The 22,189-nt window shown below is 66.4% G+C and carries 22 protein-coding genes; 12 read left to right on the forward strand and 10 right to left on the reverse strand.

Translation table 11 applies throughout. The features are described from left to right. Positions 1-8: 8 nt before the first annotated feature. The 5 genes from ACQKOE_RS08260 to ACQKOE_RS08280 all read right to left on the reverse strand — a co-directional run bounded on the left by ACQKOE_RS08260 (position 9) and on the right by ACQKOE_RS08280 (position 5,421). Positions 9-1,301, reverse strand: coding sequence for a pilus assembly protein CpaE (locus ACQKOE_RS08260; protein ID WP_427512359.1), 1,293 nt, complete (start codon positions 1,299-1,301; stop codon positions 9-11). Further along, entirely contained in the window at positions 1,301-1,963 is a 663-nt protein-coding gene (locus ACQKOE_RS08265) for a CpaD family pilus assembly protein (protein ID WP_427512360.1), read from the reverse strand. The genes ACQKOE_RS08260 and ACQKOE_RS08265 overlap by 1 nt, the downstream gene beginning before the upstream one ends. 17 nt (positions 1,964-1,980) lie before the next feature. Then, a complete protein-coding gene (locus ACQKOE_RS08270; protein WP_427512361.1) occupies positions 1,981-3,630 on the reverse strand; it encodes a type II and III secretion system protein family protein in 1,650 nt (549 codons plus the stop codon). A gap of 3 nt (positions 3,631-3,633) precedes the next feature. Then, positions 3,634-4,653 carry a Flp pilus assembly protein CpaB gene (cpaB, locus tag ACQKOE_RS08275; RefSeq protein ID WP_427512362.1) on the reverse strand — a complete coding sequence of 340 codons (1,020 nt, stop codon included), beginning with the start codon at positions 4,651-4,653 and terminating at the stop codon, positions 3,634-3,636. A 69-nt stretch (positions 4,654-4,722) separates the two neighbouring features. Further along, the gene (locus ACQKOE_RS08280) at positions 4,723-5,421 is read right to left on the reverse strand and encodes a prepilin peptidase (protein WP_427512363.1); all 699 of its coding nucleotides are present in this window, start codon (positions 5,419-5,421) and stop codon (positions 4,723-4,725) included. An 82-nt stretch (positions 5,422-5,503) separates the two neighbouring features. Between ACQKOE_RS08280 and ACQKOE_RS08285 the strand changes: the two genes are divergently transcribed. Next, entirely contained in the window at positions 5,504-6,460 is a 957-nt protein-coding gene (locus ACQKOE_RS08285) for an alpha/beta fold hydrolase (protein WP_427512364.1), read from the forward strand. Continuing rightward, a complete protein-coding gene (locus ACQKOE_RS08290; protein ID WP_427512365.1) occupies positions 6,457-7,542 on the forward strand; it encodes an NAD(P)/FAD-dependent oxidoreductase in 1,086 nt (361 codons plus the stop codon). The genes ACQKOE_RS08285 and ACQKOE_RS08290 overlap by 4 nt, the downstream gene beginning before the upstream one ends. A 276-nt stretch (positions 7,543-7,818) precedes the next feature. Here the strand turns inward: ACQKOE_RS08290 and rnhA are convergent, their stop codons facing one another. Genes rnhA through ispH form a run of 3 tightly spaced genes read right to left on the reverse strand, consistent with a single transcriptional unit; the run spans position 7,819 to position 10,195 of the window. After that, a complete protein-coding gene (gene rnhA, locus ACQKOE_RS08295) occupies positions 7,819-8,253 on the reverse strand; it encodes a ribonuclease HI (protein WP_427512366.1) in 435 nt (144 codons plus the stop codon). Next, entirely contained in the window at positions 8,250-9,233 is a 984-nt protein-coding gene (gene thrB / locus ACQKOE_RS08300; RefSeq protein ID WP_427512367.1) for a homoserine kinase, read from the reverse strand. The genes rnhA and thrB overlap by 4 nt, the downstream gene beginning before the upstream one ends. Beyond that, positions 9,233-10,195 (reverse strand): 4-hydroxy-3-methylbut-2-enyl diphosphate reductase, encoded by a 963-nt coding sequence (ispH, locus tag ACQKOE_RS08305; protein WP_374589511.1) that lies wholly within the window; start codon positions 10,193-10,195, stop codon positions 9,233-9,235. Before ispH ends, thrB begins: the two co-directional genes overlap by 1 nt. 79 nt (positions 10,196-10,274) lie before the next feature. On the opposite strand from ispH, the gene ACQKOE_RS08310 reads away from it, so the two are divergent. From ACQKOE_RS08310 to tatC, 9 genes are all read left to right on the forward strand, one after another. Then, positions 10,275-10,925 carry a hypothetical protein gene (locus ACQKOE_RS08310; RefSeq protein WP_427512368.1) on the forward strand — a complete coding sequence of 217 codons (651 nt, stop codon included), beginning with the start codon at positions 10,275-10,277 and terminating at the stop codon, positions 10,923-10,925. Between the two features lie 104 nt (positions 10,926-11,029). Next, positions 11,030-12,775 carry an arginine--tRNA ligase gene (gene argS / locus ACQKOE_RS08315; RefSeq protein ID WP_427512369.1) on the forward strand — a complete coding sequence of 582 codons (1,746 nt, stop codon included), beginning with the start codon at positions 11,030-11,032 and terminating at the stop codon, positions 12,773-12,775. 2 nt (positions 12,776-12,777) lie between these two features. After that, positions 12,778-13,524: an SPOR domain-containing protein gene (locus tag ACQKOE_RS08320; protein ID WP_374589514.1), complete on the forward strand. Its 747-nt coding sequence runs from the start codon at positions 12,778-12,780 to the stop codon at positions 13,522-13,524. Positions 13,525-13,594: 70 nt separating this feature from the next. Then, a complete protein-coding gene (nagZ, locus tag ACQKOE_RS08325; RefSeq protein ID WP_427512370.1) occupies positions 13,595-14,614 on the forward strand; it encodes a beta-N-acetylhexosaminidase in 1,020 nt (339 codons plus the stop codon). A 157-nt stretch (positions 14,615-14,771) separates the two neighbouring features. Continuing rightward, positions 14,772-15,569: a segregation and condensation protein A gene (locus ACQKOE_RS08330; protein WP_427512371.1), complete on the forward strand. Its 798-nt coding sequence runs from the start codon at positions 14,772-14,774 to the stop codon at positions 15,567-15,569. Continuing rightward, positions 15,566-16,189, forward strand: a complete 624-nt coding sequence (scpB, locus tag ACQKOE_RS08335; protein WP_427512372.1) for an SMC-Scp complex subunit ScpB — start codon at positions 15,566-15,568, stop codon at positions 16,187-16,189. The genes ACQKOE_RS08330 and scpB overlap by 4 nt, the downstream gene beginning before the upstream one ends. A gap of 89 nt (positions 16,190-16,278) precedes the next feature. Continuing rightward, positions 16,279-16,527, forward strand: coding sequence for a twin-arginine translocase TatA/TatE family subunit (locus ACQKOE_RS08340; protein ID WP_427512373.1), 249 nt, complete (start codon positions 16,279-16,281; stop codon positions 16,525-16,527). 23 nt (positions 16,528-16,550) lie between these two features. Further along, complete coding sequence (tatB, locus tag ACQKOE_RS08345) at positions 16,551-16,910, forward strand: Sec-independent protein translocase protein TatB (protein WP_427512374.1); 360 nt, start codon at positions 16,551-16,553, stop codon at positions 16,908-16,910. Beyond that, positions 16,910-17,701 (forward strand): twin-arginine translocase subunit TatC, encoded by a 792-nt coding sequence (tatC, locus tag ACQKOE_RS08350; RefSeq protein WP_427512375.1) that lies wholly within the window; start codon positions 16,910-16,912, stop codon positions 17,699-17,701. Before tatB ends, tatC begins: the two co-directional genes overlap by 1 nt. A 438-nt stretch (positions 17,702-18,139) precedes the next feature. Here tatC and ACQKOE_RS08355 read toward each other — a convergent pair whose 3' ends face one another. Both ACQKOE_RS08355 and ACQKOE_RS08360 read right to left on the reverse strand, forming a co-directional pair. Then, positions 18,140-19,792, reverse strand: coding sequence for an amidohydrolase (locus tag ACQKOE_RS08355; RefSeq protein WP_427512376.1), 1,653 nt, complete (start codon positions 19,790-19,792; stop codon positions 18,140-18,142). An 11-nt stretch (positions 19,793-19,803) separates the two neighbouring features. Next, entirely contained in the window at positions 19,804-20,700 is an 897-nt protein-coding gene (locus ACQKOE_RS08360; protein ID WP_374589522.1) for an NAD(P)-dependent oxidoreductase, read from the reverse strand. Positions 20,701-20,800: 100 nt separating this feature from the next. On the opposite strand from ACQKOE_RS08360, the gene ACQKOE_RS08365 reads away from it, so the two are divergent. Continuing rightward, positions 20,801-22,039 (forward strand): threonine ammonia-lyase, encoded by a 1,239-nt coding sequence (locus tag ACQKOE_RS08365; protein WP_427512377.1) that lies wholly within the window; start codon positions 20,801-20,803, stop codon positions 22,037-22,039. Positions 22,040-22,189: the final 150 nt, after the last annotated feature.

Below are 22,189 nucleotides of genomic sequence, written 5' to 3' on the forward strand. Positions count from 1 at the left end.
CCGATGGCTCAGGCCTGCGCCGCCGCCGGGGCCTTCGCGTCCTTGGGCTTCTTCGACAGCATGGACTTGAGATCCAGCTTGCCGAGCAGCGACTTCTTGGCCTTGGGGCTGTCGTCCAGGTCTTCGCCCTCGCTGATCCCCATCACGGTCTTGGCGACATCGCGCATCGCGACACCTGCCTTCGACGTGCGGTTGGCATCGGCAAAGGTCTGCCCCAGCTTGGCCGCATTGGTGGCGGCCTTGACGTCATAGGGGATCGAGAAGGCGATCTTGCGCTCGATCGAGGTTTCGAAATCGGCTTTCGTGATTTCCCCCACGCCGGTCTGGACCTTGTTGGCCACGACGATCGGCTGGACATGAGGGGCATTGGCCTTGAGCCAGGCCAGGATGCGGATCGTGTCGCGCGCCGATGCCAGGGTCATTTCCGCCACGATCAGCGCGACGTTCACGTCGGCCAGCAGGTGCGGGAAATTGATCAGCATGTTGCGCGGCAGGTCGATCACGGTCATTTCGAACGCCTGGCGGAATTCCTCCTCCAGCTGAACGAAGGCGGCGCCGTCGGTCATCAGGGGCGCGCTCATCGGCGCTTCGGCCGAAAGGATCGCCAGGTTGTCGTTGGCGCGGATCATGGCGCGTTCGATGAACAGGCCGTCGATGCGGGCCGGGTTCTCGATCGCGTCGGTCAGGCCGCGGCCCGGTTCCAGGTCGAGCGCCAGCGCGCCGGTGCCGAAATGCACGTCAAGGTCGAGCAGGGCCGTCGGCAGCTTCTCGTCAGCGCTGAACAGCCAGGCGAGCGAAGTGGCCAGCGTCGAGGCGCCAACCCCGCCGCGCGTGCCGATCACCGCGGTCGAGATGTGGCGCTTGGCCACCGAGGGATCATGGCTCTTCGGCGCGGAGAACACCGCCTGGGCATTGACCAGGGCATCGCGCACCTGGCTGGGCGACAGCGGTTTCAGCAGGTAATCGTGGATCCCGCTGGCCAGCAGGTCGCGGTACAGCCGCACGTCGTTGACCTGGCCCACGGCAATCACCACCGTGCCGGGTTCGCAAACCTCGGCCAGGGCGTTGATGTCGCTTAGCGGGTCGCCGCTTTCCGACAGGTCGACCATCAGGATGTTCGGGCTGGCGGTGATCGACAGGGACTGGACCGCGTTGCGCAGCCCGCCCTTGTTGCACTTTTCCGGCTGCCAGCCCATTTCGATGACGACCGGGCGCAGCACGTCGAGTGCGGCCTCGTCGCAGAGAAAGGCGCTGAAAGCGTCGCGGTTGCCGGAAGCGGCCGGTTTCCAGGGAGCGTTCATTACTTATTCCCGCTGTTTGACTGGGTGGAGTTCTTCGACAGGCCCTGTTCGCCGGTCGGCGGGGCTTCGCGATAGGAATCGATGGCCTTGGTCGAGCTCATCACCGTGGTGACGCCCTGGCCCGATGCGCCCTTCAGCAAGTGCTCCGGATCGGCGACCATGGCCGCCATGTTGGCATTGGTGGCGCAGCCGTAATTGGTGCTGGTGGCGTTGTGCAGGGTGCCGTCGCTCTTGGCTGACCAGTCCGGGCAGCCCGGGACCGCAGCGGTCGAGCGGGTCACGACCACGCGGACCGTGCCCGGGGCGACCGCGCCCGGGGTGACCGGGGCCTCGTCTCCCACCAGCAGGCCATAGCGGCCGGCAACGGCTTCGATGGCCGCGCGCGATGCGCCGCTGCGCATCGGGTCGTCCAGCGTGATGCGGTCGCCATAGCGCAGGTCGAGCGCTTCGAACCAGCCCGCCAGACGGCGCTGTTCGGGGATCGAAATGCCGCTGGGTCCGGTGGTGATGTCCAGCGTGTAATTGGTGCGGCTGACCACCGGCTGGTGGACGCTGTCGAGGCTGGGGTTGTTCATCGGCATGCCGCCGCAGCCGCCCAGGATCAGGACCAGCGAGGCGGAGAGAGCCGAAGCGATGGCCTTTTTCGAAACGGGGTTACGCATGTTCGTCCTCTCTCGTCTTACAGGTCAAAGCCAGGGGCGGCTTCGTCGGTCTTGGTCCGGCGCTTGCCTTTGGTCTGGGACTTTTCGCCCGTGCCGGGGCGCGGGTTCTGTACCGGCGCCGGAATGTCCAGCTCGCCGATGCGCGGCGGCGGAGCGCCGTTCTGATCCGGCGCGGCACTGGGCATCGGGCGGCTCGCGCCCGACTTGCCGTTGCTTTCCATGTTGCCGAAGATCTGCTGGGCGATGTTCGGGTTCTGGTAGCCGTCGGTGGGCAGCTTGATCTCGTTGGCGTTGACCGGCTGGACCAGGTACGGCGTGACGACGATCACCAGTTCGGTTTCGCCCTTGCGGAAGCTGGTCGAGCGGAACAGCGCGCCGACAATCGGCAGGTCGCCCGCACCGGGCAGCTTCTTCAGCGTGTTCTGCGCGCCGTTGCTCATCAGCCCGGCAATCATCATCGATTGCCCCGAACCGAGTTCGATGGTCGTCTCGGTGCGGCGGACGGTCAGGGCCGGAACCTGGAAGCCATTGACGGTGATCGCGCCCTGGCTGGACAGTTCGGACACTTCCGGTCGGACGCGCATCGAAATGCGGCCATTCGACAGGACGGTCGGCGTATAGCTGAGGCTGACACCAAAGCGCTTGTATTCGATCGAAGTGGTGCCCAGGCCCTGGCTGATCGGGATCGGGTATTCACCGCCCGCAAGGAAGTCCGCCGTTTCGCCGGACAGCGCGGTCAGGTTCGGTTCGGACAGGGTGGTGACCAGACCGGCCTGCTCGCCCAGGTCCAGCGCACCCAGCACGTCCATGCCGAACAACTTGCCTGCACCGGCCAGGGTCGTGCCCGCGCCGATGGTGCTGACCGAAGTGCCATCCACTTCGATGAACTTCGTTGGATCATTCGGATCCGGGATCGAAAGCTTCGGCTTGTTGCCGACGCCGGTCACCGAACCGGGGCGGAAGGTGCTGGAGAAGGAACGGCCCTGGCCGATGCCGAACTGGAAGCCGCCGGTTCCGTCCCCGGTGGTCCAGTTCATGCCGATGTCGCGCACCAGGGTGCGGCTGACTTCGGCGAACTTGACGTGCAAGTTGACCTGAAGCGGAGTGGCCATCTTCAGGCGGGTGACGACATTGGCTTCCTTGCCGACGAAGGCGGAGACCAGGCGCTGGGCCTCGGCGGCGTCTTCAGGTGCGGCGACCGTGCCGGTCAGCAGGAAGGTGTTGGTCCCAACGGTGGAGACGGTGATCTTGGCGTCGGGCATGGCCACGCGCATCATCTGGTCCACGCTGTCGATGTTCGAACCGACGCGGATATTGGCCGACCAGATCACGTCGCCCTGGGCATTGCTGGCATAGACGGTGGTTTCCCCGCCCGCCTTGCCGAAGACATAGAGCTGGCGGTTCGACTTGACCTGGACGTCGGCCACCTTGTCGTCCGCCACGAAGACGTCGGCCATGGTGCCGCCGACCGTGACCAGCTGGCCGCGCCCGATCGACAGGACAATGTCGTTGGCGGGGCGGCTGACCGACTGGGCTTCGGCCTGCTGGGCCGGGACCAGGGTGAAGGGCACCACCGCACAGGCGGCACCAAGCAGGGTAATGGCGAGGCGATTCATCGGTTTGCCTTTCTTCGCGGCCGTGCAAGCGTCGGGTGTGATCGTGGTCATGGATTACTTCCCAACTTCTTCTTCGGTCGTGGTCTTGCCGCGGGTCACGCGGACCGTCGGGGCAGCGCGGACGGTGCGGACGGGGCCGCTGATTTGCTGCGCCGGGGCAGGTGCAAAGTTTGCAGCCATCTGCTTGGGGGTCATGTCCGGATTGGGGGCGTTGCGGCGCTGAAAGCGCGACACGTCGCCGCCGGTGACAAAGGTGGTGCCACCATCCATCGGGCGGTTCATCGCCTGGCTGAGCAGCTTTTCTTCCTGTTCCCTGGTCGCACCGGTGGGCACCTTGACCGTGCCGTCGGCAATCGCGCGGTCCAGGTCGGTCTGGTTGTCGGCCAGGCTGCGCAGCGCCAGGCTGAGCGTGCCGACGGTTTGCGACACGGCGATCTTTTCGGCCATCTTGGGCGTGACTTCCATGGTCACGGTGCGGACGGCGCGAACCACGGTCTTGCCTTCTTCCACGGTGGTTTCGGTCGACTGGTCGGTGGCCAGGACGCGGATGTTGCGCAGGATCGTCTCGGTCGCCTTCAGGGCATTGCCGCCGTCCTTTGCCGTCACGGTCTGGGTCAGCATCAGGTCGACATGGTCACCCGGGAAGACGAAGCCGCCGACGCCGGTCTTGGCGGAAACGGGGATCGTCACGGCGCGCATGCCGGGGCCAAGCGCCGCCGCCAGGAAGCCGCGGTCGCCCGGCGCAACCAGCGCGCCCTGGGTGACCGGCTGGCCAGCCGTGATGGGATAGCGGACCACGGTGCCCAGCAGCTTGTTCATGTCGGCTTCGCCGTCGATGAAGTAGGCGTCCTGGACCATTTCCTTGGGCCACAGCTGGAACGAGACCGAATCGGCGGTGATGATCGTGCCCACCGGAAGGCCGCGCTGGGCGACCAGCACCTTGGGGCCCTTGGGCACCTGGGCAGCCTGCGCCTGCGGCGATCCTGCGCCGGTCAGCAGGCTCCGTGCGGCCATTGCGGTTCCTACCGCAATCACCAGAGCGCCAATCAGCAGCAGCAGCTTCTTCTTATCCATGGCTTTGCTAGCCCCCTAGAAAATCCCGAAATCGTCAGCGTTTATTCGGGCAAAGTGGTTAAGATCCGGTCAACCGATCGCGGAGGCGCTGAAAGCGGCCTGCGCGGACGGGATAAACTGGGTCAAGAGAACGAAGAGCCCGCCAGCGGAGATCGCCACGCCATAGGGAATCGGCAGGCGGCTCTTCTGATTGCGCGAGATGATCACGGTCCCGGCACCGGTCAGGACCAGCGCCAGGATCATGGCTGCGCCCAGCACCGCGCCCGGAACGATGCCGCCCAGCGCGAGCGGTGCACCGCCAGTCATGGTCCAGGCGATATAGCCCGATCCGGTGACCCACAGGCCAGTGGCGAGCATGGCCAGTGCGCGCTTCACCCGCTCGCCCGCATCGAGGCTGAGGTTGCGTGCGCCTGCCACCATCGACATCGCACCTCCTACCAGCGAGGTCAGGAAGATTACGGAGAACATGAGGATCGGCGGAAGCCACAGGGCCAGTGCCGCCAGCAGCTTCACATCGCCGCCGCCCATGCCGCCGCGCGCGAAGACCAGGGCCAGGCCGAAGAAGACCACCAGCATCATGCCGATCTGGATCGCCACGTCCGGCCACAGCGACAGGCCCGAGGCCCACCAGAACAGCGGAGCGGCAAGGGCGATGCTGGCGTTCAGCCAGTTGTCGATCTGGCGGCGGCGAATGTCGGTAACCGCAGCCGTCACCAGCGCAATTGCCAATGCTGCAAGCAAAAGATAACGGAAATCCGCGTCCGGCATTGATGGCCCCCTGTTCAGGAGCCTATGTAAAAGTCAGGACTTACTAAAAAGTAACTACCATCAGGAGGGCGGTATTAGCCAAGTGGGACAAGCCTGCGATCGCCGCGCAATTCCGGAACTTGCGCGTGAATCCAGATGGTTAACTGGCGATGGCCATGCCGTGCGCCGGATCGACTGGCCCGCGCCGGAAGGCGTCCGGGGGTCGATCCTGTTTCTGCCCGGACGGGGCGATTTCTATGAGAAGTACCTCGAAACCCTGAGTCACTGGCACGCCCAGGGCTGGCAAGTGACGGCTTCGGACTGGCGCGGGCAGGCCGGATCGGGCCGGCTGGGACGCGACGCGGTGACCGGTCATATCGACGATTTCGCCACCTGGGTCGAAGACCTTGGCACCCTGTGGAAGCACTGGAAGGCGGAAACGCCGGGGCCGCACGTTCTGGCGGGGCATTCGATGGGCGGCCACCTGGTCCTGCGCGCCCTGGCCGAACAGCAGGTCGATCCCGATGGGCTGCTGCTTAGCGCGCCGATGCTGGGCTTTACCGCCGGACCACTGCCCGACGGGCTGATGCACCAGGCGGCCAAGGTGATGAAGGCGCTGGGCGATCCGCGCCGTCCGGCCTGGAAATGGAGCGAGAAGCCCGGCCAGCCCCCGGAAGACCGCGCCCACCTGCTGACCCATGATGCCGAGCGTTATGCGGACGAGCTGTTCTGGCGGCAGGCGCGGCCCGAACTGGTGATGGGGCCGGGATCGTGGGGCTGGGTCGAACGTGCCTATGCCTCGATGCGGCTGCTGGCGACGCCGGGGCTGCTCGAAGCGATCCAGAAGCCGGTGCTGATCCTGGCGACGGACAACGACGCGCTGGTGGGATTCAAGGCCATTGCCCGCGCGGCAGAGCGGCTGCGCGATTGCGAGCTGGTCCACTTTGGCCTGGAAGCGCATCACGAGATCCTGCGCGAGGCAGACCACGTCCGGGACCGCGCGCTGCAAGCCTGCGACACCTTCCTGAACCGCATCGCCGGAGCCATGGGGGCAGCGTGAGCGAACGGTTCGACTTTGCGATTGTCGGCGCGGGGATCGCCGGTGCCTCGCTGGCGGCAGGGCTAGCACCGCATGGCCGGGTGGCCCTGATCGAGGCGGAGGATCGCCCTGGCTATCATTCCACGGGCCGTTCCGCCGCCTTCTGGACCGAAAGCTATGGTGGGCCCAGGGTCCAGCCGCTTACGACAGCCTCGCGCGCGTTTCTGGACCAGCATGGCCTGCTGACCGAGCGCGGCGCGCTGACCCTGGCGCGGACGGACGAGGCGGAAGGGCTGGCGGCGTTCGTGCGCGAGTTTTCCGCGCTCGGCGTGCGGGTCGAAACGCTGGGCCGCGCCGCGCTGGAGCGCCGCTTGCCCGGCCTGCGCAGCGAATGGCAGCTTGGCGCTTACGAGCCGGATTGCTGCGACATCGACGTGGCGGGCCTGCACCAGCTGTGGCTGGCAGAGGGCAAGCGACTTGGCACCGAACTGCTGTGCCGTGCCCGCGTGATCGGCGCGCGGCATGGCGCGGACGGCTGGACCATCGCACTGGCCGATGGCCGCACCTTGCACGCGCGGGTGCTGGTCAATGCGGCCGGAGCCTGGGCCGATCTGGTGGCGCAGGCGGCAGGCGTGGCTCCGCTGGGCATGAAGCCGCTGCGCCGCACGGTCGCACAGCTGCGGATGGACCGCACGGTCCCTTCGACCCTGCCGCTGACGCTGGGCTTTGACGGATCGTTCTATTTCAAGCCGGAGGGCGGCAAGCTGTGGCTCAGCCCGCACGATGAAACGCCCAGCCAGCCTTGCGACGTCGCTGCGGAAGAGCTGGACGTGGCGCTCGCCATCGAGCGGTTCAAGGTCGTACTGAACTGGCCCATCGCCGCGCTGGAACACAAATGGGCGGGCCTGCGCACTTTCGCGCCGGACCGCCTGCCGGTCTATGGTTTCGACCCCACGGCGCGCGATTTCTTCTGGTTCGCCGGACAAGGCGGCTTCGGCATCCAAACCGCACCGGCAGCGGCGGAACTGGCGCTGGGCCTGCTGCTGGACGAACCGCGCGGGACGGTTGATCCAGAGCCTTATTCGCCAGCGCGGTTCCGCTAGGCCGCCGGTTAAAACCCCGCTCCGACTGAGCTTGTCGAAGCCGGATTGGCACCGACCGCCCTTCGACAGGCTCAGGGTGAGCGGAACTTGAGTTATGTCGCAGGCAGGACTGCAGCAGACTTTCTTTCCGTTCGTGGTGAGGAGGCGCCGAAACCGGAGGTTGAGGGGCCGTCTCGAACCATCGCGATTGAAGGCAGTCCTTCGAGACGTCTGTTCAGCCAGCGGCTTCACAGGCACCTCAAGACGAACGGATTTTTCGGTTAACCCGTCTGAGGACTAGGCCGCTGCCACAGCCGCGTCGCTGGCCAGTTTGTCGGCGCGCTCGTTCTCGGGGTGGCCGTCGTGGCCTTTCACCCAGATCCATTCGATCTTGTGGCGGCGGGTGGCGGCAAGCAGTTCCTGCCACAGGTCGGCATTCAGAACCGGCTTCTTGGCCGCCGTTTTCCAGCCGTTCCTTTGCCAGCCGAAAATCCAGCCGGTGATGCCGTCGATCACATAGCGGCTGTCGGTGTGGAGGTGGACCTCGCACGGTTCCTTCAATGCGGTGAGCGCGCGGATCACGGCGGTCAGTTCCATGCGGTTGTTGGTGGTTTCCGCCTCGTTGCCGGACAGTTCCTTTTCGTGGTGCCCCATGCGCAGGATCGCGCCCCAGCCGCCCGGGCCGGGGTTGCCCTTGCAGGCGCCATCGGTGAAGACTTCAACCTTCTTCACGGGCGAGCGAAGACCGCAGCATTGGCCGGATCGGCATAGAATTCCAGCCGCCGGGCAAAGGCCATCGGGCTTTTGCGCACGACCAGCGCGTCGGCGGGGGTGTTGAGCCAGTCATAGGCGCGGCTCATGGTAAAGCGCAGCGCGGCGACGCGGGCCAGAACGGGAAGGGCGGCGCGCTCCACATCGTTCAGCGGGCGCAGGCTCTCGTAACCTTCCAGCAGGGCAGCCGAAATCGCCGGACTGAAATTGCGCCCCTCGCCATCGAAGCACCAGGCCGCGTGGGTCACCGCGACGTCATAGGCGGTCAGGTCGGTGCAAGCGAAGTAGAAGTCGATCAGGCCGGTCACCTGGTCGCCCAGCATCAGGACATTGTCCGGGAACAGGTCGGCATGGATGACCGAGCGGGGGAGGTCACGCGGCCAGGCCTGTTCCAGCAGCGGCAATTCGCGTTTCACTAGGGCGGCCAGGGCAGGGTCGATCTGGGCCATGCCCTCGGCCCCGCAGCTATCCGCCAGGCGGCGCGATTCGGACAGGCCCATCGCGTTCTCGCGCGACTGGCCAAAGTCCGCGCTGGCGAGGTGCAACTGCGCGAGGGCGCGGCCGACCGAGCGGGCCTGTGCCGGGGTCGGGTGGCTGACCGAGACGCCGGGCAGGAATTCGATCAAGGCAACCGCCTTGTCCCCGACCATGCGGTAGAGCGCGCCGGAGCGGTCGTGGATCGTGCGCGGCACCGGGCAATGCTTGGCGGCCAGGTGATCGAGCAGCGAGAGGAAGAAGGGCAGGTCCTCCACCTCGATGCGGAATTCGTACATGGTCAGGATGAAGCGCGCGCCCGCGCCGTCCTTGCCGGTAGTTTCGATCAGCCAGTTGGAATTGGACACGCCCTCGGCAATGCCCTTGGCACTGGTCAGTTCGCCGACGTCGAATTCGGCGATCAGCTGCGCCAGGTCTTCCGCGCCAAGATTGGTATAGACGGCCATCAGTCCACCAGTTGCCGGGGCAGCTTGAACACCATCTTTTCCTCTGCCGTGACGACCTGTTCCACGGTCACGTCCCGCAGGGTGGAAATCTGCGCGATCACTTCCTGGATCAATTCTTCCGGGGCCGAGGCACCGGCGGTGAGGCCGAGCACCTCGACGCCGTCCAGCCATTCCGGCGCGATTTCGCTGGCGCGCTGGATCAGCATGCCGCGCGCGCCGCAGCGCTGCGCCACTTCGACCAGCCGCAGCGAGTTGGAGCTGTTGGGCGCGCCGATCACCAGCACCAGCTGGCACTGCGGGGCAATGGTCTTGACCGCGGCCTGCCGGTTGGAGGTGGCATAGCAGATGTCCTCGGCCTTGGGCCCGACGATCTGCGGAAAGCGGGCGCGCAGGGCGGCGACCACTTCGGCCGTGTCGTCCACCGAAAGCGTGGTCTGGGTCAGGAAAGCGAGCGGCGCGCCGTCCGGGAAAGTCAGCGCGGCCACGTCTTCCACCGTCTCGATCAGGGTGATGGTCCCTTCCGGCACCTGGCCCAGCGTGCCGATCACTTCGGGGTGGCCCTTGTGTCCTATGAACAGGATGTGCCGCCCGGCCTCGATCTGGCGTTCGGCCTGGCGGTGGACCTTGGAGACGAGCGGGCAAGTCGCGTCGAGCCAGTCCAGCCCCCGTGCGCTGGCCTTTTCGGGCACGGCCTTGGGCACGCCGTGGGCGCTGAACACCACCGGCACGCCATCGGGCACTTCGTCCAGTTCCTCGACAAAGACCGCGCCCTTGGCCTTCAGGCTGTCGACGACATAGCGGTTGTGCACGATTTCGTGCCGGACATAGACCGGCGCGCCATAGCGCTGCAGGGCCAGTTCGACGATGTCGATCGCGCGGTCGACCCCGGCGCAGAAGCCGCGCGGGGCGGCCAGCAGCAGACGCAGGGGCGGCTTTTCGCCGGATAGAAAGGGGGCGTTCATGTTCGTCCCCCTAGCGCTTTGCTCCGCGCGCCGCTAGGGCATGCACACGAAGACCACAGTCTGATCCAAGGACGTCCTGATGACCGCTCGTTTCCGCCTGATTTCCGCCCTTGCCGTGGCCGCCGCGCTGGCCGGTTGCCGCTCCTCGGGCGATATCGTCGTCGATCAGGGCGTTGGCATCCAGGCCTTCCGCAGCGCCTGCCCCGCCGTGGGCATCCCCGATTATACCGGGGATATCACGCTGTTCCGCACTCCGGGCGACCAATCGGCTGCCAATGTCGATGTCGTCGCGACGATGACCAACGTGCGCAGCCAGTGCAACGAAAGCGGCGACAAGGTTTACACCCAGGTCAGCTTTGACGTGCTGGCCCGCCGCACCGACACGGCAGGCGCGCGGCAGGTAACCGTGCCCTATTTCGTCACCGTCCTGCGCGGTGGCCGCGCCGTGGTGACCAAGCGCGTCGGCCAGGTGACGATCCAGTTCGCGCCGGGCCAGGAACGCGCCCAGGCGAGCGGCCAGGGTTCGGCCTATGTCGACAAGGCCGAAGCGACTCTGCCGCCCGAAATCCGGGAGCGGATCACCCGCAAGCGCCGCGCCGGGGAAGAGGACGCCGCCGTCGATCCGCTGTCGCAGCCGGACGTGAAGGCGGCTGTTGCCCGCGCCACTTTCGAAGTCATGGTGGGCTTCCAGCTCAGCCAGGAACAGCTGACTTTCAACGCCACGCGATGAACCGGCACGCCGCGCGCGTGCCCTCATTGCTTGCCGCGCCCCCGCCCAGGCGGTAGGGGCGCGTTTGTTGTGCGGCCCGTGCGGCCCAATCCAAGAGCATTTTCATGACCGACGCCAAGACTCTCTACGCTGCTTTTTCCGGCCACATCGCCGCCGCGCTGGATGCGCTGGAAGCGGCAGGAACCCTGCCCGCCGGGCTGAACCGCGCCGCGATCACGGTTGAGCCGCCGCGCGATCCCTCGCACGGTGACCTGGCGACCAACGCTGCCATGGTCCTGGCCAAGCCTGCCGGGACCAATCCGCGCGCCCTGGCCGATGCGCTGGTGGGTGAACTGAGCAAGGTTCCCAGCGTGCTCTCGGCAGAGATTGCCGGTCCCGGCTTTATCAACCTGCGCGTCGATCCGGCGGCATGGACGGCGGAACTGCGCGCCATCGGCCAGCTTGCCGGGGACTATGGCCGTTCCGCCATGGGCGGCGGTTCGGTGGTCAATGTCGAATATGTTTCGGCCAATCCGACCGGCCCGATGCACATGGGCCATTGCCGCGGCGCGGTGGTGGGCGATGCGCTGGCCAGCCTGCTGGAATGGGCCGGGCACAAGGTCATCCGCGAATATTACGTCAACGACGCGGGCGGTCAGGTCGACGTTCTCGCCCGTTCCGTTCACCTGCGTTACCGCGAGGCGCTGGGCGAAGCGGTGGGCGCGATCCCGGAAGGGCTCTATCCGGGCGAATACCTCGTGCCCGTCGGTCAGGCGCTGGCTGCTGAATTTGGCGGCACATACGCCGCCGCCCCGGAAAGCGAATGGCTGGTCCTGTTCCGCACCCGCGCGGTCGCCGCCATGCTGGCCGAAATCAAGGCCGATCTTGCCTTGCTCGGCATCCAGCACGACTTGTTCTCGTCCGAGGCGGAACTGCAAGCCGCAGGCAAGCCGGCCGAGGCGGAGAAGTGGCTGCGCGCCCACGACCTGGTCTATGATGGCCAGCTGGAAGCGCCCAAGGGCAAGCAGCTGGAAGACTGGGAGCCGGTCGAACTGCCGCTGTTCCGCTCCACCCGCTTTGGCGACGATCAGGACCGCCCGATCCGCAAGAGCGACGGCAGCTGGACCTATTTCGGCGCGGACATGGCCTATCACTTCCAGAAGGCGCAGACGGCAGACGCGCTGGTCGACATCTGGGGCGCGGACCATGCTGGCACGGTCAAGCGGATCAAGGCCGCCGTCGCCGCGCTGACCCAGGGCGAGGGCAAGGAAAAGCCGTTCGAGGTCAAGCTGGTCCAGATGGTCCAGCTGCTCAAGGGCGGCCAGCCGTTCAAGATGTCGAAGCGCGCGGGCAATTTCGTCACGCTGGCCGACGTGGTGGAAATGGTGGGCAAGGATGTGGTCCGCTTCACCATGCTGACCCGCAAGCCCGAAGCGCAGATGGACTTCGATTTCGACAAGGTGGTCGAAGCGTCGAAGGACAACCCGGTCTTCTACGTCCAGTACGCTCATGCCCGTATCCGCTCCACCCTGCGCAAGGCCGCGGCGGAGGGCTTTGCCCCTGCCGACTGCGACCTTGAATTGCTCGGCCCGGAGGAGCTGGACCTGATCAAGGTGGCGGCGCAGTTCCCGCGCCTGGTCGAAGCCGCCGCAGCGGCGCGCGAACCGCACCGTATCGCGTTCTACCTCTATGACCTGGCCGGTGCCTTCCATTCCTATTGGAATCTGGGCAACGACCGCCCGGAAAAGCGTTTTATCGTGGCACAAGATGCCAGGCTGACGGGCGCAAGGCTTTATCTTGCCGCGCAAATCGGGCAGCTTGTGAAGAACGGCCTCGCCATTCTGGGCGTGGAGGCGGTTGAGGAGATGTAACCATGTCGGGAACCGAGGGGACGCACGGTAACGACGCTTGGAACAACGGGTTTGACGAGCCGCTGGAAACGGAACAGCTCGCCCTGGCCGGTCAGGACGAGCGCCTGCCCTGGCTGGAAAGCCCGGATGACGAGGATTTCGCTTTCGACCGCCCCAATACCGGCGGGTTGATCAAGCTGGCTCTGCTTGGCCTGGTGCTGCTGGGCGGCGTGGTTGGCGGGGTCTGGTGGGCGACGCACCGCGTCACGACCGAGGAAGTGGTGGCCGACGGCAGCCTGGTTCCCGCTCCGCCCGGACCTTACAAGGAAGCGCCGAAAGATCCTGGCGGCAAGCAGTTCGCCGGGACCGGCGACCAGACCTTCGTCGTCCTCGACGGACAAAGCAGCGCGCCGCAACTGGCGGGCGGCGAAGTGGTGCCCGCTCCGGCAGCGCCCACGCCGGAACCGAAACCTGCAGCCAGCGCCAAGCCCTCTGCCGCGCCCAGCGCCACGCCCAGCGCCGCTGCCGCGCCCAGCGGGGTGGGCGTGCAGGTCGGCGCCTATTCGTCCAAGGCCCAGGCGGAAGCAGGCTGGACCCGGCTGGTCGCGCAATCCAACGGCGCGCTGTCGGGCGTGTCGCACCGCGTGCTGATGGGCACGGCGGACATTGGCACGATCTATCGCTTGCAGGCCGTGGCCGGCGACCGGGCAAGCGCCACGGCGCTGTGCACGCAGCTCAAGTCCGCCGGTATCGCTTGCCAGGTGAAATAGCGCGTATCCACACGGATTGCAGCGGCGGTGCTTGCCACGGGCGCGCGTTGCTGCGACTTTCCGGCCTGTCATGACCCCTGCGATCTTCGGCCTTTCCGGTTTGGTGCTCAGCGCGGAGGAGCGCGCCTTTTTCCGCGAGGCCGATCCGGCGGGCTACATCATCTTCGGCCGCAACGTCGAAAACCGCGAGCAATTGCGCGCGCTGACCGATTCGCTGCGTGCGATCCATGGGCGTGACCGGCTGCTCATCACCATCGACCAGGAAGGCGGCCGGGTCCAGCGGATGAAGCCGCCGGTCTGGAACGCCTATCCGCCCGGCGCAGCGTTTGACCGGCTCTATGACGTTGCCCCGGCCAGCGCGATCGAGGCGGCCCGCGCCAATGCCGAAGCCCTGGCGATGGACCTGGCCGAAGTGGGTATTACCTGCACCCACGCGCCCGTGCTCGACGTGCGGGTCGAAGGCGCGCACGACGTGATCGGCGACCGCGCGCTGGGCCACGAACCCATGCGCGTCGCCGCCCTGGGCCGCGCCGTGCTGGACGGCCTCGCGCGGGCCGGCGTGGCGGGGACGGTCAAGCACATGCCGGGCCATGGCCGCTCTGCCTGCGATACGCACAAGGAACTGCCCACCGTCACCGAAAGCGCGGACCTGCTGGAAATCGACATTGCCCCGTTCCGCGCGCTGAACGACGCACCCTCGGCCATGACCGGGCACTTGAAGTTCACTGCCTGGGACAGCGAAAATCCGGCCACCCAGTCGCCCACGATCATCCGCGAGATCATTCGCGGCAAGATCGGGTTCGATGGCCTGCTGATGAGCGACGATCTGGACATGGAGGCCTTGTCCGGTTCTGTCCCCGACCGTGCGGCCAGGGCGCTGGCGGCGGGCTGCGACATTGCGCTCAACTGCTGGGCCAGGATGGAAGACATGGTCGGCATTTGCGAAAGCCTACCGGCGATGAGCGAGAAAACCGCCGCCCGGCTGGACCGCGCCCTGTCCTTCACCCGGCTGGACGGCGCCACCGGCGACCAGGCCGCGCTGATTGCCAAGCGCGATGCTCTGCTGGCCTTGACGGGGCACGCGGCATGACGGGTGTTCGCTTTCGGGGGCTTCGACAAGCTCAGCCTGAGCGGGAATTGGGGGGCACCAATACCCTCACTCAGCCTGAGCGGGAATTGTTGGGGCAATTCTCAAACCCCGCTCAGCCTGAGCCTGTCGAAGGCGGCTTTCACCCCCAGCCGCGCCCATGAACGAAGCAGATTCGCCCGCCGTCTCGCTGCCCGATGACGACTGGCAGGGCGTGGCGAGCGCCGCCAACACGGACGAGGCGCTCTATCTGGAACTTGACGGCTGGGAAGGTCCGCTTGACCTGCTGCTCGATCTGGCGCGGCGGCAGAAGGTCGATCTGCGGCGTATTTCGATTCTCGAACTGGTCGATCAATACCTGACCTATATCGAGCAGGCCGAGGCGCTGCGGCTCGAACTGGCGGCGGATTACCTCGTCATGGCGGCCTGGCTGGCCTACCTCAAATCCGCGCTGCTCTTGCCGCGTGACGAGCAGGCCGATCCCTCGCCCGAAGAACTGGCGCTGCGCTTGCAGATCCGGCTGCAACGGCTGGCCGCGATGCGCGATGCGGCGGCGCGGCTGATGGGGCGCGACCGGCTGGGGCGCGACGTGTTCCTGCGCGGCGCGCCCGAAGGGCTGCGGGTCGACCGCAAGGCGAAATGGCAGTGCGACTGGTTCGCGCTGGTCCAGGCCTATGGCCAGGTCAAGGCCCGCACCGCGCCGGTGGTCCACATGGTCCGCGACCGCATGGTGATGACGCTCGACAGCGCCCTGTCGCGCGTCTCGTCGATGCTGGGGGTCAGTCTCGACTGGATGGAACTGCGCGATTTCCTGCCGCCCCACGCCGATCCGAAATTGCGCCGCTCGGCCCTGGCCTCCAGCTTTGTCGCGGCGCTGGAACTGGCCCGGCTGGGCAAGGCGGAGCTGACCCAGGAAGAGACGTTCGGGCCGCTGATGCTGAAGGGGATCAAGGCATGACCCGGCCCGACGATCTGGTCCGCGCGGTGGAAGCAACCTTGTTCGCGGCGGAACAGCCGATGACGGCAGAGGCGATTTCCGCGCATCTCGGCGGGGCGGAGGTCAAGCCGGCGCTGGCGGAATTGCAGGCCGCCTATGCCGAGCGCGGGGTGCACCTGGTCGAGCGCGGCAAGCACTGGCATTTCCAGACCGCGCCCGATCTGGCCCACCTGCTGCGGCGCGAACGGGAAGAAGTGCGCCGCCTGTCGCGCGCGGCGACCGAGGTGCTGGCCATCGTCGCCTATCACGAGCCGGTGAGCCGCGCCGAAATCGAATCCATTCGCGGGGTGCAGACCGCCAAGGGCACGCTCGACGTGCTGATGGAAGCGGGCTGGGTGCGGATCGCCGGGCGGCGCGAAGTCCCCGGGCGCCCGGTGATTTATGCCACCACGCCGGAATTCCTGACCCATTTCGGCCTGGAAAGCCGCCGCGACCTGCCGGGCATCGACGAACTGCGCGCGGCGGGCCTGCTCGACCCGGTCGAGGACGCGCTAGCCGCCGCCATGGAGGTACCGGGGCAGGGCGATGGCGAAGGCGAAGTCGATAGCGGCGAAGAACAGGATGAAGAAGGTACGGACTGACTCGCAAATTGCCTGCGCATGTCCTACATGGAGCGGCGAGGGGCAGTGACCCCGGCGGCGCGGGCCGCCTTGTTTCAGGAGTGAAAACGATGGGTTTCGGGTCTCTGTGGCACTGGCTGATCGTGCTGATTATCGTGCTGGTGCTGTTTGGCCGTGGCCGCGTGTCGGAAATCATGGGTGATTTCGGCAAGGGCATCAACAGCTTCAAGAAGGGCATGGCCGAAGGCGAGGACGTAAAGCCGCAGCCGCCTGCCGGCCAGATTCCGCCGCCCGCCGGAACCCGGCAGGCCACGCTGAACGGCGAGACGGTTGTCGAAAGCAACGACAAGCCGGCCTGAACGGCCGAATCTAGGACTTTCCCATGTTTGACGTCGGCGCTTCCGAGCTGCTGCTGATCGTGGTTCTCGCGATCGTGGTGATCGGGCCCAAGGACTTGCCGATGGCGCTGCGCACGGCGGGGCGCTGGATCGGAAAGGTCCGGCGCATCTCCGGCCATTTCCGGGCCGGCGTGGAAACCATGATCCGCGAGGCGGAGCTGGCCGAAATGGAAAAGAAGTGGCGCGAACAGAACGCCGCGATCATGGCCGCCCATCCGCCCGCCACGGCTGAGGACGCGCTGATCGGTCCCGATCCGGGAACCATGTCCGGCACTGTCGATAGCCCGGAACAGGCCGCCGCGCCCGAAGCGGAAAAGCAGCCGGACGGCGGAAAGCAGCCCTGATGGTATTCCAGGTCCAGGACATTGACGAGACGCAGGCGCCGCTGCTTGACCACCTGATCGAACTGCGCACGCGCCTGCTGCGCTGCGTCTATGCGCTGGCGGCGGCATTCGTCGTCTGCTTCTACTTCGCCGACGATATCTTCGCGATCCTGGTCCGCCCGCTGACCGAAGCTTTCCCGCCGGGTCAAGGCAAGCTGATCTATACCAAGCTGTACGAGGCGTTCTTCGTGGAGCTGAAAGTGGCGCTGTTCGCCGCGTTCCTCGTCTCCTTTCCGGTGATCGCCAACCAGCTTTGGGCCTTCGTCGCGCCGGGGCTCTACGCCAAGGAAAAGAAGGCGTTCCTGCCCTTCCTGCTGGCGACCCCCGTCCTGTTCAGCGCCGGTGCGGCGCTGGCCTATTTCGTGGTCATGCCCACGGCTTTCCGGTTCTTCCTGGGTTTTGAAGGCAACAAGGGCGGGATGCAGCTCGAGGCGCTGCCGGGGACGGGTGACTACCTCAGCCTGGTGATGCAGTTCATTCTGGCCTTCGGGATCAGCTTCCTGCTGCCGGTCCTGCTGCTCCTGCTCAACCGTGCGGGCATCGTGACGCGCGCGCAACTGGTGGCGGCGCGGCGTTATGTGATCGTCGGCATGGCGATCCTGGCCGCCGTGGTGACGCCGCCCGACGTGGTTTCGCAATTGCTCCTGCTGGTCCCGCTGATGCTGCTGTTCGAAGGCGCCCTGCTGGTGATGTGGTTCAGCGAACGCAAGGCCGCGCGTGAAGCAGCGGCGGGGGAAGCCCTGGCGGAGTAACCGTCCCTGAAAACCGTTCGTGGTGAGGAGGCACTGAAACCGGAGGTTGAGGGGCCGTCTCGAACCACTGCGTTACAGGCTGTCCTTCGAGACGCCAGTTCAGCCTGCGGCTTCACCGGCTCCTCAGGACGAACGGAAACGGGATGGCTGTTACCTGAACCGCAAGACAAATCACCCCGCTCAGGCTGAGCTTGTCGAAGCCGGATTGCGTAGCGCGAACCACCCTTCGACAGGCTCAGGGTGAGCGGAGCTTGGGGTAGGGCGCAGGTTCGGCAGAGCGCAAACTGCCCTGGATTGCTTCGCTCCGCTCGCAATGACGAGTAAGGTTCAAGGCGAGTGAGATTTACACCCCGCTCAGGCTGAGCTTGTCGAAGCCGGATTGCGCAGCGCGAAGCCACCCTTCGACAGGCTCAGGGTGAGCGGTGTTTGTGAGCGGCCCTACTTCGCCTGCCAGATCTTGCGGCCACCCACCCAGACCTCGTTCACTTTCGTCTCTCGCAGTTCGGCGGGGGAGGCCAGGAACGGATCGCGGTCGATCAGGACGAAGTCCGCGCGTTCGCCTGCAACCAGCCTGCCAAAGCGGCCCTCGGCAAATCCGGCATAGGCGCCGCTGGCCGTATAGGCAGCGAAGGCTTCCTCGCGGCTGACGCGTTCCTGCGGTTGCCAGCCGCCCAGCGGCTGTCCGTCCGGTCCGGTGCGGCTGATCGCGGCGGCCCAGCCGGCGAAGGGGTCTGCCGCTTCTACCGGAACGTCCGATCCGAACACGATCTTGGCTCCGGTCGCTTCGATGGATTTCCAGGCATAGGCCCCGGCCAGCCGCGCAGGGCCAAGCCGCTTTTCCGCCATCTCGCGGTCGCTGGTCTGGTGCACCGGCTGCATCGAGGCAATGATGCCATGCTTGCCGAACCGGGCGATGTCGGCCGGGTCGACGACTTGCGCGTGCTCGATCCGCCAGCGCCGATCCCCGCCATAGGTTTCGCTCATTTCCTCAATGGCGGAGAGCAGGGCCATGTTGGCCTCGTCGCCAATCGCGTGGGCGGCGACCTGGAACTTGTCGAGCGCGGCGCGGCTCATCAGGTTTTTCAGCTGCGTATCGCCGGTGATGCGCAGGCCCTTGGTACCCGGCGCATCGGCATAGGGCGCTTTGAGGCTGGCCCCGCGCGAACCGAGCGCGCCGTCGAGGTACAGCTTCACCCCGTTCAGGCGCAGGCGGTCCTCATAAAGCCAGGGCGTCGGGCCGGGGCCGCCGATCAGGCTCATGTTATCGGTCCCCGCGGCATAGGCCATGATCCGGATGCGCAGCGTGCCGGTGTCTCCCGCGCGGCGATAGGCCTGCCAATCCTCGATTGTCGTGCCCATGTCGGCAATCGCGGTGACGCCCTTGGCCAGCAACAGGTCCTGCGCCTTGGCCAGGGCCAGGTCGCGGTCCTCGGGCCGGGGGGCAGGGACCTTGCTGTCGACCAGTTCGGTCGCCGTGTCGACCAGCACGCCTGCGGGCTTGCCGCCCACGGCCAGCCGCTCGATCTTGCCGCCTGCCGGATCGCGCGTTGTCGCGGTGACGCCAGCGGCGGCGAGCGCCTTGGAATTGGCCCAGCCAGCATGGCCATCGACGCGGGTCAGCCAGACCGGGCGGTCACCCACGACTGCGTCGAGTTCGGCGGCAGTCGGAAAGCGCTTTTCCGGCCACAGTTCCTGGTTCCAGCCGCGTCCCAGGATCCACGGGCGGTCCGGGTGGGCCTGGGCATAGGCGGCAATTTTGGCCAGCGCCTCGGCCAGCGAGCGGGTGTCGGTCAGGTCCAGCGTCAGCGCGCCAAAGCCCAGGCCCATGACGTGGCCGTGGCTGTCGATCATGCCCGGGATCAGGAACTGCCCCTTGCCGTCCAGCTTGTAGGTCGGGCGTTCCGGGCGCTTGTCGCCGCGGTGGAGCACCTGCTTGATCCGGCCATCATCGGCCAGGACCAGGCCGGTAAAGCGGTCGATCCCCCCCTTGGCGTCCACGGTCACCCCGTCGACATTGTCGACCAGGGTATCGGCCAGGGCGGGGGCGGAAAGCGACAGCGCGCAGGCCGCGCCCAGCAGCAGAGCCTTCACGCCTTGCCCCGTCACGCCTTGCCTTTCCGCGGCAGGCGGCGGACCAGGGCGGAGGTATCCTGCCGCCCGCCGCCCAGCGCCTGCACTTCGGCATAGAACTGGTCGATCATGGCAGCGACGGGCAGGGAAACGCCGAGCGAGCGGCCTTCCTCCAGCGCGAGGCCCATGTCCTTGCGCATCCAGTCGATCGCAAAGCCAAAGTCGAATTCGTCGCGGCACATGGTGTGCCAGCGGTTGTCCATCTGCCAGCTTTGCGCCGCGCCGCCGGAAATGGCCTCGTACACCTTGTCCATGTCGAGGTGCGCCGCCTCGGCAAAGCGCAGGGCTTCGGACAGGGTGGCGATGATCCCGGAAAAGGTGATCTGGTTGACCATCTTGGTGGTCTGCCCGGCGCCGGCCTTGCCGACGTGGACGATCCGCTTCGTATAGGCTTCCATCACCGGGCGCGCCGCCTCGATGGCTTCGGCGCGGCCGCCGCACATCACGGTCAGCTGGCCGTTTTCCGCGCCCGCCTGTCCGCCCGTGACCGGTGCATCGACACAGTGCACTTCCAGATCGCGCGCTTCCACGGCGATCTGCCGCGCAATCCGCGCCGAAACGGTGGTATGGTCGATGAAGGTCGCGCCGCGCCGGATGGCCGAGAACACGCCGGTCGGCCCCAGCACCACGTCGGCCAGGTCGTCATCATTGCCGACGCAGGTCAGCACCACGTCCGCGCCCTCGGCTGCTTCGGCGGGGCTGTGGGCGACACGGACGGCAAGGCCGGGATTGGCCTCCTGCCAGCGCGCCGCGCGTTCCGGGCTGCGGTTGTAGATCGTCAGGCGGTGTCCGGCCTTGCCGATGTGGCGGGCAATCGCACCACCCATGACGCCCAGGCCCAGAAACGAAACGTTGATCGGATTGGTCATGGCAGCGGTGTGTAGCGGCTTTTCCGGCAAAGCAAAGCTGGCAAAGGGGAAGCAATTGTATGTTTCCCCGCTTCCCGCTTTGCGTTACGGCGCCAAGGATATGACTGAAACCGTCGAAACCGTCGCTGAACAGCTGACCATCGAGGATGTGCGCGCCGCTGCCGCGCGCATCAAGGGCGCCGTGGTGCGCACCGATTGCGATTACAGCCGGACCCTCAGCGAGATTACCGGCGCCGAAGTCTGGCTGAAATTCGAAAACCTGCAGTTCACCGCTGCCTACAAGGAACGCGGCGCGCTTAACGCGATGCTGCTGATGCCGGAAGAGCAGCGCAAGCGCGGCGTGATCGCGGCCTCGGCCGGCAACCACGCGCAGGGCCTGTCCTATCACGGCAGCCAGCTGGGCGTTCCGGTGACCATCGTCATGCCGCGCACCACACCGACGGTGAAAGTGATGCAGACCGAAGCGGTCGGCGGTACGGTCGTGCTGGAAGGGGAGACTTTCGACGAAGCCTATGCCCACGCCCGGTCGATGGAGCGGCAGCTGGGCCTGACTTTCGTCCACCCGTTCGACGATCCGCACGTTGCCGCAGGGCAGGGCACCGTCGCCCTGGAAATGCTGGAGGACGTGCCCGACCTCGACATGCTGGTGATCCCCATCGGCGGCGGCGGGCTGGCTTCGGGCATGGGCGTCGCCGCCCGCGCGATCAAGCCGGACATCGCCCTGATCGGGGTGGAGGCAGAGCTTTATCCGTCCATGTACAACCGGCTGAAGCACAACGAACTCGTTTGCGGCGGGGATACCCTGGCCGAGGGGATCGCGGTGAAAGAGCCGGGCGCCTTTACCAGCCGCACCCTGCGCCGCCTGATCGACGATATCGTGCTGGTCAACGAAGGTTCGCTGGAACGCGCAGTCTCGCTGCTGCTCCAGATCGAAAAGACCGTGGTCGAAGGGGCGGGGGCTGCGGGCCTTGCCGCGCTGCTGGCCCATCCGGGCCGCTTCAAGGGGCGCAAGATCGGCATTCCGCTGACCGGCGGCAATATCGACACGCGCCTGCTGGCCAACGTGCTGCTGCGCGATCTGGCCCGCTCGGGCCGTCTGGCGCGGCTGCGGCTGGTCTTGCAGGACCGTCCGGGCGCGCTGTTCAGCGTGATCCGCGAGTTCGACCGGCACAACGTGAACATCCTCGAAATTTACCATCAAAGGATATTCACGCACCTTCCGGCCAAGGGTCTGACCGCCGATATCGAGTGCGAAGCGCGCGACCGCGAGCAGCTGGATGCGCTGGTTAGCACCTTGAGGGAAAAAGGTTATTCGGTCACCTCGGTCGAACTTAACTAATTGCCCGGCAGGCGTCCCGTAACGGGCCGCTTTGCCCGCGGATTGCCGTCCAGTTGTGCATAATAACGAACCGTTAACCGTGTTTCGTGGTTAAAGTTCTTTCAACACTGGTCCCGTCGATGCATATTGGAGCGCGTTAACCCAGCCCCA

This window comes from Novosphingobium sp. NPDC080210, from assembly GCF_050281025.1.
Taxonomy (GTDB): Bacteria; Pseudomonadota; Alphaproteobacteria; order Sphingomonadales; family Sphingomonadaceae; genus Novosphingobium.

What these genes read in the sequence shown, in the direction of transcription:
- ACQKOE_RS08260 (WP_427512359.1), bottom strand. Translation starts at nt 1,301, where the DNA reads ATGAACGCTCCCTGGAAACCGGCCGCTTCCGGCAACCGCGACGCTTTC.
- ACQKOE_RS08265 (WP_427512360.1), bottom strand. Translation starts at nt 1,963, where the DNA reads ATGCGTAACCCCGTTTCGAAAAAGGCCATCGCTTCGGCTCTCTCCGCC.
- ACQKOE_RS08270 (WP_427512361.1), bottom strand. Translation starts at nt 3,630, where the DNA reads ATGACCACGATCACACCCGACGCTTGCACGGCCGCGAAGAAAGGCAAA.
- cpaB (WP_427512362.1), bottom strand. Translation starts at nt 4,653, where the DNA reads ATGGATAAGAAGAAGCTGCTGCTGCTGATTGGCGCTCTGGTGATTGCG.
- ACQKOE_RS08280 (WP_427512363.1), bottom strand. Translation starts at nt 5,421, where the DNA reads ATGCCGGACGCGGATTTCCGTTATCTTTTGCTTGCAGCATTGGCAATT.
- thrB (WP_427512367.1), bottom strand. Translation starts at nt 9,233, where the DNA reads ATGGCCGTCTATACCAATCTTGGCGCGGAAGACCTGGCGCAGCTGATC.
- ispH (WP_374589511.1), bottom strand. Translation starts at nt 10,195, where the DNA reads ATGAACGCCCCCTTTCTATCCGGCGAAAAGCCGCCCCTGCGTCTGCTG.
- ACQKOE_RS08310 (WP_427512368.1), top strand. Translation starts at nt 10,275, where the DNA reads ATGACCGCTCGTTTCCGCCTGATTTCCGCCCTTGCCGTGGCCGCCGCG.
- argS (WP_427512369.1), top strand. Translation starts at nt 11,030, where the DNA reads ATGACCGACGCCAAGACTCTCTACGCTGCTTTTTCCGGCCACATCGCC.
- ACQKOE_RS08320 (WP_374589514.1), top strand. Translation starts at nt 12,778, where the DNA reads ATGTCGGGAACCGAGGGGACGCACGGTAACGACGCTTGGAACAACGGG.
- nagZ (WP_427512370.1), top strand. Translation starts at nt 13,595, where the DNA reads ATGACCCCTGCGATCTTCGGCCTTTCCGGTTTGGTGCTCAGCGCGGAG.
- ACQKOE_RS08330 (WP_427512371.1), top strand. Translation starts at nt 14,772, where the DNA reads ATGAACGAAGCAGATTCGCCCGCCGTCTCGCTGCCCGATGACGACTGG.
- scpB (WP_427512372.1), top strand. Translation starts at nt 15,566, where the DNA reads ATGACCCGGCCCGACGATCTGGTCCGCGCGGTGGAAGCAACCTTGTTC.
- ACQKOE_RS08340 (WP_427512373.1), top strand. Translation starts at nt 16,279, where the DNA reads ATGGGTTTCGGGTCTCTGTGGCACTGGCTGATCGTGCTGATTATCGTG.
- tatB (WP_427512374.1), top strand. Translation starts at nt 16,551, where the DNA reads ATGTTTGACGTCGGCGCTTCCGAGCTGCTGCTGATCGTGGTTCTCGCG.
- tatC (WP_427512375.1), top strand. Translation starts at nt 16,910, where the DNA reads ATGGTATTCCAGGTCCAGGACATTGACGAGACGCAGGCGCCGCTGCTT.
- ACQKOE_RS08360 (WP_374589522.1), bottom strand. Translation starts at nt 20,700, where the DNA reads ATGACCAATCCGATCAACGTTTCGTTTCTGGGCCTGGGCGTCATGGGT.
- ACQKOE_RS08365 (WP_427512377.1), top strand. Translation starts at nt 20,801, where the DNA reads ATGACTGAAACCGTCGAAACCGTCGCTGAACAGCTGACCATCGAGGAT.